Raw genomic sequence first — 14,451 nt, forward strand, 5'->3', positions numbered from 1 at the left:
CGCCGACTCCGCCGACCCGAACATGGCCTCCTACCGGATGAGCGTGGACAACCTCGCCGACTGGATCGCCACCCGCGGCTACAGCACCTCCTGACGAACCGACCGGCAGCACCATGCAGAAGGGCCCGACCCCATGAGGGGTCGGGCCCTTTTCGCGCGTCAGCCGCCGGAGTCGTCCAGCTCGGCGCCGTCCGGTGGGGTGTCGTCGTCCCGGCTGGCCAGCCAGCCGTCGGGCAGGAAGACCTTGCCCAGGGAGTTGGTCCGGCCGCGCGGCTGGCCCAGGGTCTCCACCGGGAACGGCACGGCCGGGTCGAGCTTGCCGAGCAGGTCGTCGAGCTGGGCCAGGCTGTCGATCATCGCGAGCGAGCGGCGCAGTTCGCTGCCGATCGGGAAGCCCTTGAGGTACCAGGCGACGTGCTTGCGGAAGTCGGTGCAGCCGTCGCGCTCGCCCCGGGCCGGGTTGCGGGCGCCGGCCACGAACTGGTCGACCAGCAGCTCTGCGTGCCGCCGCATGGTCGCCGCCACCTCGCCGAGGTTGGGCAGCCGCCGCTCGTCACGGCCGTTGAAGGCGGCCTCCAGGTCGGCGAAGAGCCACGGTCGGCCCAGGCAGCCCCGGCCGACCACCACGCCGTCGACGCCGGTGTGGGCGACCATCCGCAGCGCGTCGTCGGCCTCCCAGATGTCGCCGTTGCCGAGCACCGGCACGTCGAGCGCCTGCTTGAGGGTGGCGATGGCGTCCCAGTCGGCGGTGCCCGAATAGCGCTGCGCGGCCGTACGCCCGTGCAGGGCGACCGCGGCGACGCCGGCGTCCTGGGCGGCGAGACCGGCCTCGACGTACGTCAGGTGGTCGTCGTCGATGCCCTTGCGCATCTTGACGGTGACCGGCACCCCGGCGGGGGACGCGGCGTCCACCGCGGCCCGGACCAGCCGGGCGAAGAGCCGGCGCCGCCACGGCAGGGCCGACCCGCCGCCGCGCCGGGTGACCTTGGGGACCGGGCAGCCGAAGTTGAGGTCGATGTGGTCGGCGAGGTTCTTCTCGACCACGATCCGCACGGCGGCGGCGGTGATCTCCGGGTCGGTGCCGTAGAGCTGGAGGCTGCGCGGCTGCTCGTCCGCGCCAAAGGCGATCATGCGCAGCGTCTTCGGGTTCCGCTCGACCAGCGCCCGGGTGGTGATCATCTCGCAGACGTAGATGCCGCCGCCCTGCTCGCGGCAGAGCCGGCGGAAGCCGACGTTGGTGATCCCGGCCATCGGCGCGAGCACCACCGGCGGCCACACCTCGTGCGGGCCGAGGGTCAGCGGGCGCAGCGCGGGCAGGGTCGGGGCGGTCACCGGACAAGTGTACGGGGCCCCGACCGACCGGTCGGGGCCCCGTGACCAGCGTCAGCAGCCGGGCAGGCGCTCGATCAGGTAGCGCTCCACCTGGTCCAGCGAGATGCGCTCCTGGGTCATGGTGTCCCGGTTCCGCACGGTCACCGCGTTGTCGTCGAGGGTGTCGAAGTCGACGGTGACGCAGAACGGGGTGCCGATCTCGTCCTGCCGCCGGTAGCGGCGGCCGATGGCCTGCGAGTCGTCGAACTCGACCACCCAGCGCTTACGCAGGTCGGCGGCGAGCTGCTTGGCCTTGGGCGAGAGCGCCTCGTTGCGGGACAGCGGGAGCACCGCCACCTTGACCGGGGCCAGCCGCGGGTCGAAGCGCATGACGGTGCGCTTGTCCACGCCGCCCTTGGTGTTCGGGGCCTCGTCCTCGTCGTACGCCTCGAGCAGGAAGGCCAGCACCGCGCGGGTGAGGCCGGCGGCCGGCTCGATCACGTACGGCATCCAGCGCTCGCCCTTGGTCTGGTCGAAGTACGACAGGTCGACGCCGGAGTGCTTGCTGTGCGTGGACAGGTCGAAGTCGGTCCGGTTGGCGATGCCCTCCAGCTCGGCGAACTCGGTGCCGCCGAACTGGAACCGGTACTCGATGTCGACGGTGCGCTTCGAGTAGTGGGAGAGCTTCTCCTTGGGGTGCTCGTAGAAGCGCAGGTTGTCCTCGGAGAGGCCCAGGTCGAGGTACCAGTTCCAGCGCTCGGAGAGCCAGTACTCGTGCCACTTCTCGTCGGTGCCCGGCTCGACGAAGAACTCCATCTCCATCTGCTCGAACTCGCGGGTGCGGAAGATGAAGTTGCCCGGGGTGATCTCATTGCGGAACGACTTGCCGGTCTGCGCGATGCCGAACGGCGGCTTCTTGCGGGCGACCGTCTCCACGTTCTTGTAGTTGACGAAGATGCCCTGGGCGGTCTCCGGCCGCAGGTAGTGCAGGCCCTCGTCGCTCTCCACCGGGCCCAGGTAGGTCTTCATCAGGCCGTTGAACATCTTCGGCTCGGTGAAGGTGCCCTTGTTGCCGCAGTTCGGGCAGTTCAGCTCCTGCAGGGAGGTCAGCGGCTTGCCGTGCTTCTCGGCGTACGCCTCCTCCAAGTGGTCGGCGCGGAACCGCTTGTGGCAGAACTGGCACTCGGTGAGCGGGTCGACGAACTCGGCGATGTGGCCGCTGGCCTCCCAGACCTTGCGGGCCAGGATGACCGCGGAGTCCAGGCCGACGACGTCGTCGCGCTGCTGGACCATGGTCTTCCACCACTGCCGGCGGACGTTCTCCTTGAGCTCGACGCCGAGCGGACCGTAGTCCCAGGCCGACCGGGTGCCCCCGTAGATCTCGCTGGAGGGGAAGACGAAGCCTCGGCGCTTGGCGAGGCTGACGACGGCGTCGATACGGTCGGCTGGCATGTTTTTCCTCCTACGCCGGCTGGCGGTCGGCGGGGGCGATGTGAGTGGAACCGGACGGTTCGGGACAACGGTACGACCACCGCGGTCCCGAGCCCAGTAGAATACCGGGGCCCGGTCAGCTCACCCCGCACACCTCCATGCCGCCGGTCTGCTGGTCCGGCGCGAGCGTGACGGTCTGCGCCTCCCGCTTACCGCCGGCCAGGGTCACGTCCACCGGCACGGTCAGCGTGGCGGTGTCGACCTCGCCCACGCGGTAGCCGGAGACCCGCGGCTCGGTGGCCACCCGCTGCTCGAACTCGGACCGGGACTCGCGCCGCCGGAGGTCGTCGCAGAGCTGGTCGTACGCCTTGGACCAGTCCTTGGCGACGAGCGCCTGGTAGTAGTCGTCGGTGACCGCCCGGCCCTGCTCCTCGACGGCCTGCACGTTGCTCACCGCCAGCCCGACCACGGCCGCGCCCCCCCCGCCGCAGCAGAGCAGCAGGGCGAGCCCGCCGACGCCGAGGCCGAGCCAGAGCCGGGCCCGGCCGCCCTCGGTGGGCGGGGCGGCGAACGGCGGGGCGACCCCGGGACCGGGCGGCGGGGCGGGGACGCCCGGCTCGCCCGGCGACACCGGCGGCACGCCGGGCGGCGACGCGGGGATGCCCGGCTCGGACGGCGGTCCCGGCACCGACGGCACGCCGGACGGCACGGGCGGGGGTGGTGGGGCGGCCGGCCCGGGAGCGGTCATACGCGCCAGGGTAGTGCCCCCGGCCTCAGCGGTAAGGGCCTGCGGCCCGATCACTGGCCACCACGACGATCTCGCCGTCCGGCGCGGCACTGGCCAGTGTCTCGTACGCCGAGGGCTCGTCCACCGACCGGGCGAGCAGCGGCACCGCGGTGACCTTGACGTCGAAGCCGCCGAGCGCCCGGCGGTACGCCCCGACCGACTCCCACTCGGTGAGCAGGCACCAGTGGGCGGGGTCGTCGAGCGCGCGGAGCAGGTCGCCCCGCAGGTAGCCCGGGCGGGCGGCGAGCGCGGCGAGGGCGGCGTGCGCCTCCCGGGTGAACTCGTCCGCCGTGTCGGCGTCCACCACGAACCGGTTGGTGACCAGCACCGGGTTCCTCCTCGTAGAGTCTGTGGCATGCAGCGTACGCAGAGTCCCGTGCTGGCCCGGTTGGTCCGGCTCAACCCGACGACGGTGTTCCTGGCCGCGCTGGTCCTGGTGCTGGTCGGGCTCTTCGCGCCCGGCGCGGTGGGCGGCGTCGTGCTGCTGGCGCTGGCCGCGGGGCCGGTGTGGCTGATGACGGTCACCTGGCCGGTGCAGGCGCCGGCGACCCGGGTGCTGCGGCTGCTGCTGCTGACCCTGCTGATCGCGGTCGCGCTGGCGAAGCTGCTCTGACCGTTGACCTGCGCAGACATGCAATCATGCGTTTTTGACAATCAATTTCGTTATCGCGGACAGTTGGAGACATGACCGTCCGCTCAGCTCCGCGTGCCCTCGCCGTCGCCACCGCCGCCCTGCTCACCCTGGGCGGCGTCGCCGCCTGCTCGGACGGTGGGGGCGGCGGGAGCGACCCGGACCAGGTCGACGTGGTGGCCGCCTTCTACCCCCTCCAGTTCCTCGCCGAGAAGATCGGCGGCGACGCGGTCGCCGTCACCAACCTGGCCAAGCCCGGCGCCGAGCCGCACGACCTGGAGCTCAACCCCCGGCAGGTGGGCCAGGTGGCCGACGCCGAGCTGATCGTCTACCTCGCCGGCTTCCAGCCGGCCGTGGATGAGGCGGTCGAGCAGAACGGCGGCGACCGGGCGTTCGACGTCGCCGGCGTGCAGCCGCTGCTCGACGCCACCGCCGGCGGCCACGAGCACGAGGGTGAGGCCGGCCACGAGGAGGAGACCGGCGGCAAGGACCCGCACCTCTGGCTGGACCCGACCCGGCTGGCCACCGTCGGCGACCGGCTCGCCGAGCGGCTCGGCAAGGTCGACCCGGGCCGGGCCGCCGACTTCACCGCCCGGGCGGCGGCGCTGCGCGCCGAGCTGACCGGGCTGGACGCCGACTACACCCGGGGCCTGGCCACCTGCCAGCGCCGGGAGATCGTGACCAGCCACACCGCCTTCGGCTACCTGGCCGAGCACTACCGGCTCGAACAGGTCGGCATCACCGGCCTGAGCCCGGACGCCGAGCCCTCCCCGCAGCGCCTCGCCGCGGTGGCGAAGGAGGCCCGGGAGCACGGGGCCACCACCATCTTCTTCGAGACGCTGGTCAGCCCGAAGGTCGCCGAGACCGTGGCCCGGGAGGTCGGGGCGCGGACCGCGATGCTCGACCCGATCGAGGGCCCACCCGCCGACGGCGACTACCTGTCGGCGATGCGCGCCAACCTCCAGACCCTGCGGACCGCCTTGGACTGCTCATGACCGAACCCGTGATCCAGGTCGCGCACGCCGCCGTCGGCTACGACGGCCGGGCGGTGCTGCGGGACGTCTCGCTGACCGTCACCGCCGGAGAGGTGGTCGCCGTGCTCGGCGCCAACGGCTCCGGCAAGTCGACGCTGATCCGCGCCGTGCTCGGCCTGGTGCCGCTGGGCGCCGGGTCGGTCACCCTCTTCGGCACGCCGCAGCGCCGCTTCCGGCAGTGGCACCGCATCGGGTACGTCCCGCAGCGGCTCGGCGCGGGCAGCGGCGTACCCGCCACCGTGGGCGAGGTGGTGGCGTCCGGGCGGCTGGCCCGCCGGGGCGTGCTGCGTCTGCCCGGGCGGGCCGACCGGGAGGCGGTCGCCGCGGCGCTGCGCGCGGTCGGGCTCGCCGACCGGGCCGGCGACCCGGTCGCCACCCTCTCCGGCGGTCAGCAGCAGCGCACCCTGATCGCCCGGGCGCTGGCCGGCCGGCCGGAGCTGCTGGTGCTCGACGAGCCGACCGCCGGGGTGGACGCGGCCAGCCAGGAGGCGTTCGCCACGGCGCTGCGCGACTTCCGGGACGGCGGCGGCACCGTGCTGCTGGTCGCCCACGAGCTGGGGCCGCTGCGCCCGCTCATCCGCCGGGCCGTCGTCGTCCACCAGGGCGGCATCTGCCACGACGGCGCGGTCCCGGAACCGGCCGGGCACCACGCCGAGCCGGGCCACGACCACGTGCACCCGCACTGCGACGAAGAGCCCGCCGGGCTGTGGAGCATGTGATGGACCTCTTCCAGTACGACTTCATGCTGCGCGCCCTGGTCGGCGCGCTGGTCATCGGGCTGGCCGCCCCGGCGCTCGGCATCTACCTGGTGCAGCGCCGGCTGGCCCTGATCGGCGACGGCATCGGCCACGTGGCGCTCACCGGCGTCGGCGCCGGGCTGCTGCTCAACCGCTCCCCCGTGCTGGTCGCGGTGGTCGCGGCCACGCTGGGCGCGATCGTCATCGAACTGGTCCGCTCGCGGGGGCGCACCTCCGGGGACCTCGCCCTGGCGCTGCTGTTCTACGGCGGCATCGCCGGCGGCGTGATGCTGGTCGGGCTCTCCGACGCCAGCAGCGGGTCGCTCAACGCGTACCTCTTCGGGTCGCTGACCACGACGTCGCCGGCCGACCTGGTCACCATCGGGGTGCTCGGCGTGGCGATCCTGGTGACCATGCTGGTGCTGCGCCCGGCGCTCTTCGCGGTCTGTCACGACGAGGAGTACGCCCGGGTCTCCGGCCTGCCGGTGCGGGCGCTCAACATGCTGCTCGCGGTCGGCACCGCGGTCACCGTGACCATCGCCATGCGGGCGGTCGGGGTGCTGCTGATCAGCGCGCTGATGGTGGTGCCGGTGGCCACCGCCCAGCAGGTGACCCGGGGCTTCCGGAGCACCATGGCGGCGGCCATGGCGCTGGGGCTGTTCGCGGCCGGCGCCGGGGTCTGGGTGGCCGCCACCGCCGACACCGCGCCCGGCGCCTCGGTGGTGCTGCTGGCGATCGGCTCGTTCCTGGTGGTGGCGCTGCTGGCGGCCGGCCGCCGGGCGCTGCGCCGGCGGACCCGCCCGGCCGCCGTGCCGGTGGCCGAGCCGACGGAGCACGAGGTGGTCCTGCGGTGAGGCCGTCCCGGCCGGCGCTGCTGGCATTGGTTACCGTTACGGGGTGACGGTCACGAACGGGTACGACGCCTTCGAGGGCGCGGGTGACCTGCTGCGCGCGCTGTCGGCGCCGATCCGGCTGGCGATCGTGAGCGAGCTGGCCCGGGGTGAGCGCTGCGTGCACGAGCTGGTGGAGAAGCTCGGCGCCCCACAGCCGCTGGTCTCTCAGCACCTGCGGGTGCTGCGCGGCGCCGGCGTGGTGCGCGGCTCGCGGCGCGGCCGGGAGATCGCGTACGCCCTGGTGGACGAGCACGTCGCGCACATCGTGGCGGACGCGGTCAGCCACGCCGGGGAGGGACCGTCGTGACCGAGGGGGCACTGCGCAACACCCGGCAGCGGAGCGCGGTGAGCGCCCTGCTGGCCCAGGTCGAGGGCTTCCACAGCGCCCAGGAGCTGCACGCCATGCTGCGCCAGCGCGGCGAGCGGGTCGGCCTCACCACCGTCTACCGGACCCTCCAGAACCTCGCCGACGCGGGCGAGATCGACGTGATGCGCCCGCCCGGCGGCGAGCACCTCTACCGGCGGTGCAGCGAGGGCCACCACCACCACCTGGTCTGCCGGGCCTGCGGCCGGACCGTGGAGGTGGCCGGCCCGGCGGTGGAGAGCTGGGCCGAGCGGGTCGCCGCCGAACACGGTTACGCCGAGGTCAGCCACACCCTGGAGATCTTCGGCACCTGCCCGGCCTGCGCCGGCTGAGAAAACCGACCCGTGCCCGGACGGCCGGGCCGTGGCACGCTGTCCGGCGTGAAGATCTACGCCGACCGTTTTCCGACCGCCCTCCGCCAGCTCCTCACCGATCTGCTCGTGGTCGTCTGGGTGTACACGGCGATCCGCTTCGCGCTCTGGCTGCACGACCTCGTCGAGAAGCTCGCCGTACCCGGACGGAAGCTGGAGGGGGCCGGCGGCGGGCTCGCCGACAACCTGGCCGACGCCGGCGGCAAGGTCGGCCGGGTGCCGATCGTCGGCGACGAGCTGACCGCCCCCTTCACCAAGGCCGCCGAGGCCGCTCGCGCGGTCGCCGAGGCCGGCCGCGACCAGCAGGAACTGGTCGGCCAACTGGCCCTGGCGCTGACCATCGCGGTGCTGGTCTTCCCCCTCGGGCTGGTGCTGTTCGGCTGGCTGCCGCTGCGGGTGCGCTGGATGCGCCGGGCCGGCGCCGCGAAGGCCCTCGCGAGCGCCCCGGCCGGGCGGGACCTGCTGGCGCTGCGCGCGCTCGCCGGGCAGCCCCTCGCGAAGTTGAACCGGATCGCACCGGACGTCGCCGAGGCGTGGCGCCGCGGCGACGACGCGACGGTCGACGCGCTCGCCGCACTGGAGCTGCGCGGACTCGGGCTGCGCACCGGCCGGTAGGGTGTGCCGGTGCTGTACTTCCTGATCGTCGTCGCGGTCCTGCTGCTGATCTACGCGGGCGTGCTGGTGAGCTACGTCCGCAAGGGCCGCCGGATCCCGCCGGCCGCGTACCTGGTGCTGGCCGGGCTGAACGGGCTCATCCTGGCCGGGGTGATCGCCTGGGCGGTCGCCCGCTGACCGGCGGGCCCCCGCCCGTTCGGCGGGGGCCCCGAACCGTCACTCGGCGGGCGGGATGCGGCGGCGGACGTCCTGCGCCGTGGACGGACCCGGCTGCCAGCGAGCCACCCAGGGTTGGTCGGCGGGCGGGGTGACCACCCCCTCCTCCACGGACGCGTACCGGCCGGCGATGATCCGCTTGGCGGCGGCCACGTCCAACGCGTCGGTGTTGGACCACAGCCCGGTGAACAGCTCGTCGACGCGCAGCCGGGCCTGCCGGCAGAACAGGTCGGCCAGCTCCAGGTTCTCCGGGTGCTCGGCGCGCTCGGCGACCGCCCGGACACAGACCGCCGACATCGCGAACAGCTCCGCGCCGATGTCCACGACCCGGCCGAGGAACGCCTGCTTGCGCTCCATCTTCCCCTGCCAGCGGGACATCGCGTAGAAGGTGGACCGGGCCAGCTTGCGGGAGGTCCGCTCGACGTGCCGCAGGTGGCCGGCGAGCGGGCCGAACTCGTGGTAGGCCCCCGGCGCCTGACCCCTGCCGACGGCGAGGGTGGGCAGCCACTTGGCGTAGAAGACGCCGGCCCGCGCGCCGGCCTTCGCCTTGCGGCCCAGCCCGGCGTCCGGGTCGATGATGTCGCCGGCCACGGAGAGGTGCGCGTCGACCGCCTCGCGGGCGATCAGCAGGTGCATGATCTCGGTGGAGCCCTCGAAGATCCGGTTGATCCGCAGGTCGCGCAGGAGCTGCTCGACCGCGGCCGGGCGCTCGCCCCGGGCGGCCAGGGAATCGGCCGTCTCGTAGCCGCGTCCGCCCCGGATCTGGATCAGCTCGTCGGCGATCTTCCAGGCCATCTCGCTGGCGTAGAGCTTCACCAGCGCGGCCTCGATCCGGATGTCGTTGCGGTCGTCGTCGGCGAGCAGGCAGCAGAGGTCGAGCATCGACTCCATGCCGTACGTGGTGGCGGCGATGAAGGCCAGCTTCTTGGCGACCGCCTCGTGCTCGCCGACCGGCCGGCCCCACTGGACCCGGTCGGCGGCCCACTCCCGGGCCACGTTCAACGCCCACTTGCCGGCGCCCACGCACATGGCCGGCAGCGAGAGGCGACCGGTGTTCAACGTGGTCAGTGCGATCTTCAAGCCCTTGCCCTCGCCGCCGATCACGTTCTCCTTCGGCACGAAGACGTCGTGGAACCGGGTGACGCTGTTCTCCAGGCCGCGCAGCCCGATGAAGGCGTTGCGTCGCTCGACGGTGATGCCCTCGCTGTCGCCCTCCACCACGAAGGCGGTGATGCCGCCGCGCCGCCCCTCCGCGGCCGGCACCCGGGCCATCACCACCAGCAGGGTGGCGACCGTGCCGTTGGTGGCCCAGAGCTTCACCCCGTTGAGGCGGTAGCCGGTGCCGTCCTCGGTCGGCTCGGCGGTGGTGGCCAGCCGGGCCGGGTCGGAACCGACGTCCGGCTCGGTGAGCAGGAAGGCCGAGACCTCGCCGGCCGCCAGCCGGGGCAGGAAGAGCTGCTTCTGCTCGGGCGTGCCGAACATCTTGAGCGGCTGCGGCACGCCGATCGACTGGTGCGCGGAGAGCAGCGCGCCGATCGACGGGTTCACCGAGCCGGCCCGCATCAGCGCCCGGCAGTAGTGCAGGTTGCTCAGCCCAAGGCCGCCGTACTTCCGGTCGATCTTCATGCCGAAGGCGCCGAGCCGGGCCAGCCCCTGGAACACCTCGTCGGGGATGCGCGCGTCGCGCTCGATGGCCGCACCGTCCACCTCGGAGTCCAGGTACGCCCCGAACGCGCCCAGGAACTCCTCGGCCCGGGCCACCTCCGCCGGGTCGGTGCGCGGCCAGGGGTTGATCAGGTCGAGCTGGAAGCGGCCGAGGAAGAGTTCCTTGCCGAAGCTGGGCCGGTCCCAGGCCGACTCGCGGGCCGCCTCGGCGACCTGCCGGGCCTCCTTCTCGGAGACCTGGCCGGCCTCGCTGGGCAGCGGCCCGGCGCCGCCGGCCGTGTCGACCGCGGCGGGCGTGCCGGCCGGCGGCTTGGGGTCGTCGATCGGCGCCACCCGCCCGGTCGGGCCGCCGTGGCCGGCGGGGTCGGGTCGGCTGTTCTGTGTCGTGGTCACGGCTGCCTCCTGGAGACCTCGGTCCGGCTGCGTCGACGTGCGACGAAAACGACGCTACCCCCGGGTGTTACCCAGGGGTAGCCTCGCGCGCACGTCCGATTTGGCGGGACCCGAGCGGTCAGTCGCCGGCCGGCGCCCGTGGATCGTCGTCCTCATCGTCGATGTCGTCGTCGCCCCAGTTGCGGCGGGCGAACGGCAGGATCACCCAGAAGACCAGGAACCAGACCCCGGTGACCGCGCTGAGCAGGAAGGCGATCGGGCGGCTCAGCACGAAGTCGGTGATCAGCAGGACCGCGCTGACCATCGAGATCAGCATGAAGCCGAGGCCGCCGGTGGCCATCCGGTGCGCGAAGCGGACCAGCTCCGGCTTGCGGCCCTGGCGGAACAGCGCCCGGTGGAAGGCGACCGGCGAGATGATCATCGCGGTGGCGGCCGCGGCGGAGAGCAGCGCGACGATGTAGACGTCCTTCTGGAAGCCGGTGGTCCGGGTGAAACCGTTGCTGAACGGCAGGGTGAGCAGGAAGGCGAAGAGGATCTGCACCCCGGTCTGCGCCACCCGCAGCTCCTGGAGCAGGTCGGCGAAGTTGCGCTGCCAGCGCTGCTTCTCGGTTTCCTTGGACACGCGCTACCTCCAGGGAAGACGGTACTGCCGGTGGGGGCCTCCCACCGGCAGCACAGCCTGTGCCCCGCCCACGCGAGCGTGAAACCGGTTCACTGTGCTGCCCTTCGTTCGCGACTGCGGGGCTCGCAGACCCGGCTCACTCCTCGCGCTCACGCCCCACGGCGGATGCGGCCGGCGTACCGGGCCTCCAGCTCGGCATTGTGCTCGTCGCCGCCGGTGATGTTGGCGGACAGGTAGACCGGGGGCCGCTCCCCCGCCGCCAGCAGCCGGGCGACCACCTCGGCGACGATCTGCTGGGCCAGCAGCGCGGCGGTGATCGAGGAGACCGCGCCGACCCCGCCGCCGCCGGGCAGCGGCAGGGTGGCGTCGCCGTACGGGGCCCCGTTGTCGAGCACCACGTCGGCGAAGTCGGCGAGCTTGCGGCCGGACGGGTGGCGCGAGGTCATCCGGGCCGAGTGCTGCGCCGAGGTGATCGCCACCAGCGCGTGCCCGCGCTCCTTGACGACGGCGGCGAACTCGACCATCGCCCCGTTCACCCCGGAGTTGGAGGCGAGCACGAACACGTCCTGCGGCCGGACCGGCGCCAGCTCGTAGAGGCGGTGCGCCACGGCCGGCTCCCGTTCCAGCTTCGGGCCGAGCACGTCGGCCGGCTCGCCGCCGTGCAGGACCAGGTCGCGCAGGGCGATCCGGTTGGTCGGGACCAGCCCGCCGGCCCGGCCGGCGATCTCCATGGCGAGCGCCTCCGAATGGCCGGTGCCGAACGCGTGCACCACCCCGTCGGCGCGCAGCGACGTGGCGATCAAGTCCGCCGCCCGCCCCACGTTCTCCCGCTGGTCGGCCGCGACCCGGCCGATCGTCTCGGTCACCACCGCCAGGTACGCCTCGGCACTCACCGTCATGCTTCCTCCGTCCGTCGCGGTCGGGCCAGCCACTCGACCGCGAAGTCGACCGCCGCCCGCTGACTCATCAACCGGCCCGTCCCGTCACCGACCGGCCCGAGCCGCACCGCGCCCGTGGCCTCCAGGTCGGCACCGAGGCGGGCGAAACACTCCTCGTCCAGGCGCACGTCGTCCCACCACACCCACTCCCGGCCGCCGTCGGCGGTCAGCACCGCCGCGCCGCAGCGCTGCCGGGGCGGCGCGGGCTGCCGGTACTCGGCCAGGTGCAGCGAGGTGTTGCTGCCGTGGTCGACGCCGAGCAGCAGCACGTCGGCGTCGCACTCGTAGAGGCGGGCCAGCGGCGAGGCCTCGCCCAGCATGTCGGCCCGCGCGTGGCCGGCGACGATCCGCGCGGCGGCCGGCCCGAGGGCGGCGAACGAGACGTACGGGTGGTCGCTGCGGAGCGCCCCCGGCCAGGTGCGGACCAGCTCGGCCAGCGCGCCCATGAACCGGCTCGGGGTGACCGCCGGGTCGAAGCCGGGCAGCTCGTCGCGGATCACCGGCCACCAGTCCGGCGGCACCGGCGGGTTGTTCCACTCCGCCGGGTCGCTGTTGTCCGGCGTGTGGGTGGGCACCACCACCGTGCCGGCCGGGCCGAGCACGTCGCGCAGCGCGAGCAGCATCGCCTCGGGGCCGCCGCAGAGGAAGCCCAGCGGGCGCAGGGAGGCGTGCACCAGCACGGTGCCGCCGGGGCGTACCCCGAGGTCGCGGAGCTGGGCGGCGAGTGACGCGCGGGTGTGCGGCCGGGCCGGGGTTGGGGTCATCGGCCGACGCGGGCGAGGATCGCCGCGGCCAGCGGGCCGGGCGCCTCGTCCGGGATCCAGTGGGTGACGCCGGGCAGCACCACGAAACGGTAGTCGCCGGTGACGTGGGCGGCGCACGCGTCGGCGGCGGTCCGCCCGATCGCCACGTCCTTGTCGCTCCAGACGAACGTGGTCGGCACGTCCACCGGCCCGACGGCCTTCATGTCCGTTCCGGTCATCGCCCGGTACCAGTTCAGGGCCGCGGTCAGCGCGCCCGGCTCGCGCATCGGGTCGGCGTAGCGGGCCACCCGGGCGGCGTCGCCCACCCCGGCGAGCATGCGGCGCAGGGTCGCGGCGCGGAACGCCAGCAGCACCTTCTCCGCCTTGCCGGGCTTGCGGAACAGGGCGATGTAGGAGGAGCGGGCCTTCTGCCGCGGGTCCGTGGCGAGCGCGTGCCCCATGGCCGCCGGGTGCGGCACCGAGACGGCGGTCAGCGTGCGGACCCGCTCCGGGTGCGCCGCCGCCAGGCCCCACGCCACGATCGCGCCCCAGTCGTGGCCGACCACGTGGGCGGTGGTCACTCCGAGCGCGTCGAGCACGCCGGCCGCGTCGGCCACCAGCTCCGGGATCCGGTACGCCCCGACGTCCGCCGGCCGCGCGCCGGGCGAGTAGCCGCGCTGGTCGAGCGCGTACGTGCGCAGCCCGGCGTCGTGCAGCTCGGGGATCACCTCGTCCCACTCGCCGGCGTGCTGCGGGAAGCCGTGCAGCAGCAGGACGGGTTCGCCGCCCTCGGGGCCGCCGGTGCGTACCTCGAACGTCAGACCTCGCGCCTCGACCCGCATGATCGCCACCCTAACGGGCGATCGCCCTGCTGGGCCGGGGGCCGGGGTCGGTGCTAGCGTCTGCGACGAGACAACTTCACATCCGACAGGGGAGCGCACAGCGCTGAGAGTGCGGGCCGGTGCCCGCAGACCCTCGAACCTGATCTGGGTAATGCCAGCGCAGGGAGTTCGGTCGACCTCCAGCCGCGCCGCCGTCCGGTGACCACCGGGCGCGGCGTGCGTCTTCTCCTGGTTCGCCTCACAGAACTGGGAGCAACCATGGACAGCACCAACCGGTGGCGCACCATCGACATCGTCGTGGCCTCCGTGCTCGCGGTGGCCTTCGGCATCATCTTCTGGGCCTGGGGCCTGCTCTGGAACGGGCCGGCCGACGCCATCCCGCTGCCCGGCCGCGCCGTCCTGTACGGCGTCTGGCTGGTGCCGGCGGTGCTGGGCGCCCTCGTCGTCCGGAAGCCGGGCGCGGCGCTCTTCACCCTCACCCTGGCCGCACTGGTCTCGGTGGCGCTGGGCACGAGCTGGGGCTGGACGATCGTCGTGCAGGGTCCGCTGGAGGCGGCCGCCGCCGAGCTGGCTTTCGCGCTCTTCGCGTACCGCAACTACCGGCTGCCCGTGGCGCTGCTCGCCGCGACGCTGGCCGGTCTCGCGGCGGCGATCTACGACGTCTTCGTCTGGTACCCGGGCACCGCGTGGGGCAGCTTCCGCCTCCCCTACATCCTGCTGACCGCCGCCAGCTCGCTGGTGGTGGCCGGCCTGGGCAGCGTCGCCCTCACCCGATCCCTGGCCAACACGGGCGTCCTCGACCGCTTCCCCGCCGGCCGCGAACGCGCCGCCGTCTGACCGCCCCCCGTCGACCGCGTT

General features: G+C 73.7%; 18 protein-coding genes, 1 pseudogene and 1 riboswitch. Of the genes and pseudogenes, 10 read left to right on the forward strand and 9 right to left on the reverse strand.

The features are described from left to right. Positions 1-94, forward strand: a pseudogene (locus AB0F68_RS22135) (phytochelatin synthase); the annotation flags it as partial. Between the two features lie 65 nt (positions 95-159). Here AB0F68_RS22135 and dusB read toward each other — a convergent pair. The 4 genes from dusB to AB0F68_RS22155 form a co-directional block, all read right to left on the reverse strand. Further along, positions 160-1,332, reverse strand: coding sequence for a tRNA dihydrouridine synthase DusB (dusB, locus tag AB0F68_RS22140; RefSeq protein ID WP_357341446.1), 1,173 nt, complete (start codon positions 1,330-1,332; stop codon positions 160-162). Between the two features lie 51 nt (positions 1,333-1,383). After that, positions 1,384-2,763, reverse strand: a complete 1,380-nt coding sequence (locus AB0F68_RS22145; RefSeq protein ID WP_357341447.1) for a glycine--tRNA ligase — start codon at positions 2,761-2,763, stop codon at positions 1,384-1,386. A 115-nt stretch (positions 2,764-2,878) separates the two neighbouring features. Continuing rightward, positions 2,879-3,373, reverse strand: coding sequence for a hypothetical protein (locus AB0F68_RS22150; protein ID WP_357341546.1), 495 nt, complete (start codon positions 3,371-3,373; stop codon positions 2,879-2,881). A gap of 142 nt (positions 3,374-3,515) precedes the next feature. Further along, positions 3,516-3,857: an antibiotic biosynthesis monooxygenase family protein gene (locus tag AB0F68_RS22155; protein ID WP_357341448.1), complete on the reverse strand. Its 342-nt coding sequence runs from the start codon at positions 3,855-3,857 to the stop codon at positions 3,516-3,518. A gap of 27 nt (positions 3,858-3,884) precedes the next feature. On the opposite strand from AB0F68_RS22155, the gene AB0F68_RS22160 reads away from it, so the two are divergent. The 8 genes from AB0F68_RS22160 (at position 3,885) to AB0F68_RS22195 (ending at position 8,351) form a co-directional block, all read left to right on the forward strand. After that, complete coding sequence (locus AB0F68_RS22160; RefSeq protein WP_357341449.1) at positions 3,885-4,142, forward strand: DUF6703 family protein; 258 nt, start codon at positions 3,885-3,887, stop codon at positions 4,140-4,142. A 71-nt stretch (positions 4,143-4,213) separates the two neighbouring features. Next, positions 4,214-5,155 carry a metal ABC transporter substrate-binding protein gene (locus AB0F68_RS22165; RefSeq protein ID WP_357341450.1) on the forward strand — a complete coding sequence of 314 codons (942 nt, stop codon included), beginning with the start codon at positions 4,214-4,216 and terminating at the stop codon, positions 5,153-5,155. Then, positions 5,152-5,913: a metal ABC transporter ATP-binding protein gene (locus AB0F68_RS22170; protein WP_357341451.1), complete on the forward strand. Its 762-nt coding sequence runs from the start codon at positions 5,152-5,154 to the stop codon at positions 5,911-5,913. The genes AB0F68_RS22165 and AB0F68_RS22170 overlap by 4 nt, the downstream gene beginning before the upstream one ends. Continuing rightward, entirely contained in the window at positions 5,913-6,785 is an 873-nt protein-coding gene (locus AB0F68_RS22175) for a metal ABC transporter permease (RefSeq protein ID WP_357341452.1), read from the forward strand. The genes AB0F68_RS22170 and AB0F68_RS22175 overlap by 1 nt, the downstream gene beginning before the upstream one ends. Before the next feature lie 43 nt (positions 6,786-6,828). Next, on the forward strand, positions 6,829-7,131 hold the full coding sequence (locus AB0F68_RS22180; RefSeq protein WP_357341453.1) for a metalloregulator ArsR/SmtB family transcription factor: 303 nt from the start codon (positions 6,829-6,831) through the stop codon (positions 7,129-7,131). Further along, positions 7,128-7,520 carry a Fur family transcriptional regulator gene (locus tag AB0F68_RS22185; RefSeq protein ID WP_357341454.1) on the forward strand — a complete coding sequence of 131 codons (393 nt, stop codon included), beginning with the start codon at positions 7,128-7,130 and terminating at the stop codon, positions 7,518-7,520. Before AB0F68_RS22180 ends, AB0F68_RS22185 begins: the two co-directional genes overlap by 4 nt. Before the next feature lie 48 nt (positions 7,521-7,568). Further along, entirely contained in the window at positions 7,569-8,174 is a 606-nt protein-coding gene (locus AB0F68_RS22190; RefSeq protein WP_357341455.1) for a hypothetical protein, read from the forward strand. Positions 8,175-8,183: 9 nt separating this feature from the next. After that, a complete protein-coding gene (locus AB0F68_RS22195) occupies positions 8,184-8,351 on the forward strand; it encodes a hypothetical protein (RefSeq protein ID WP_357341456.1) in 168 nt (55 codons plus the stop codon). Positions 8,352-8,390: 39 nt separating this feature from the next. Here AB0F68_RS22195 and AB0F68_RS22200 read toward each other — a convergent pair whose 3' ends face one another. The 5 genes from AB0F68_RS22200 to AB0F68_RS22220 form a co-directional block, all read right to left on the reverse strand. Further along, positions 8,391-10,313 (reverse strand): acyl-CoA dehydrogenase family protein, encoded by a 1,923-nt coding sequence (locus AB0F68_RS22200; RefSeq protein ID WP_357341547.1) that lies wholly within the window; start codon positions 10,311-10,313, stop codon positions 8,391-8,393. A 253-nt stretch (positions 10,314-10,566) separates the two neighbouring features. Then, positions 10,567-11,070, reverse strand: coding sequence for a DUF6328 family protein (locus tag AB0F68_RS22205; RefSeq protein WP_357341457.1), 504 nt, complete (start codon positions 11,068-11,070; stop codon positions 10,567-10,569). Positions 11,071-11,219: 149 nt separating this feature from the next. Next, complete coding sequence (locus AB0F68_RS22210) at positions 11,220-11,969, reverse strand: SIS domain-containing protein (protein WP_357341458.1); 750 nt, start codon at positions 11,967-11,969, stop codon at positions 11,220-11,222. Beyond that, positions 11,966-12,772 (reverse strand): AAC(3) family N-acetyltransferase, encoded by an 807-nt coding sequence (locus AB0F68_RS22215; RefSeq protein WP_357341459.1) that lies wholly within the window; start codon positions 12,770-12,772, stop codon positions 11,966-11,968. The genes AB0F68_RS22210 and AB0F68_RS22215 overlap by 4 nt, the downstream gene beginning before the upstream one ends. Next, entirely contained in the window at positions 12,769-13,593 is an 825-nt protein-coding gene (locus AB0F68_RS22220) for an alpha/beta hydrolase (RefSeq protein ID WP_357341460.1), read from the reverse strand. Before AB0F68_RS22220 ends, AB0F68_RS22215 begins: the two co-directional genes overlap by 4 nt. A gap of 77 nt (positions 13,594-13,670) precedes the next feature. Next, positions 13,671-13,777, forward strand: a riboswitch (TPP riboswitch). Positions 13,778-13,851: 74 nt separating this feature from the next. Between AB0F68_RS22220 and AB0F68_RS22225 the strand changes: the two genes are divergently transcribed. Then, positions 13,852-14,430: an ECF transporter S component gene (locus AB0F68_RS22225; protein WP_357341461.1), complete on the forward strand. Its 579-nt coding sequence runs from the start codon at positions 13,852-13,854 to the stop codon at positions 14,428-14,430. Positions 14,431-14,451 lie beyond the last annotated feature (21 nt).

It is taken from the genome of Micromonospora sp. NPDC023966 (genome assembly GCF_040639095.1).
Lineage (GTDB): Bacteria > Actinomycetota > Actinomycetes > Mycobacteriales > Micromonosporaceae > Micromonospora.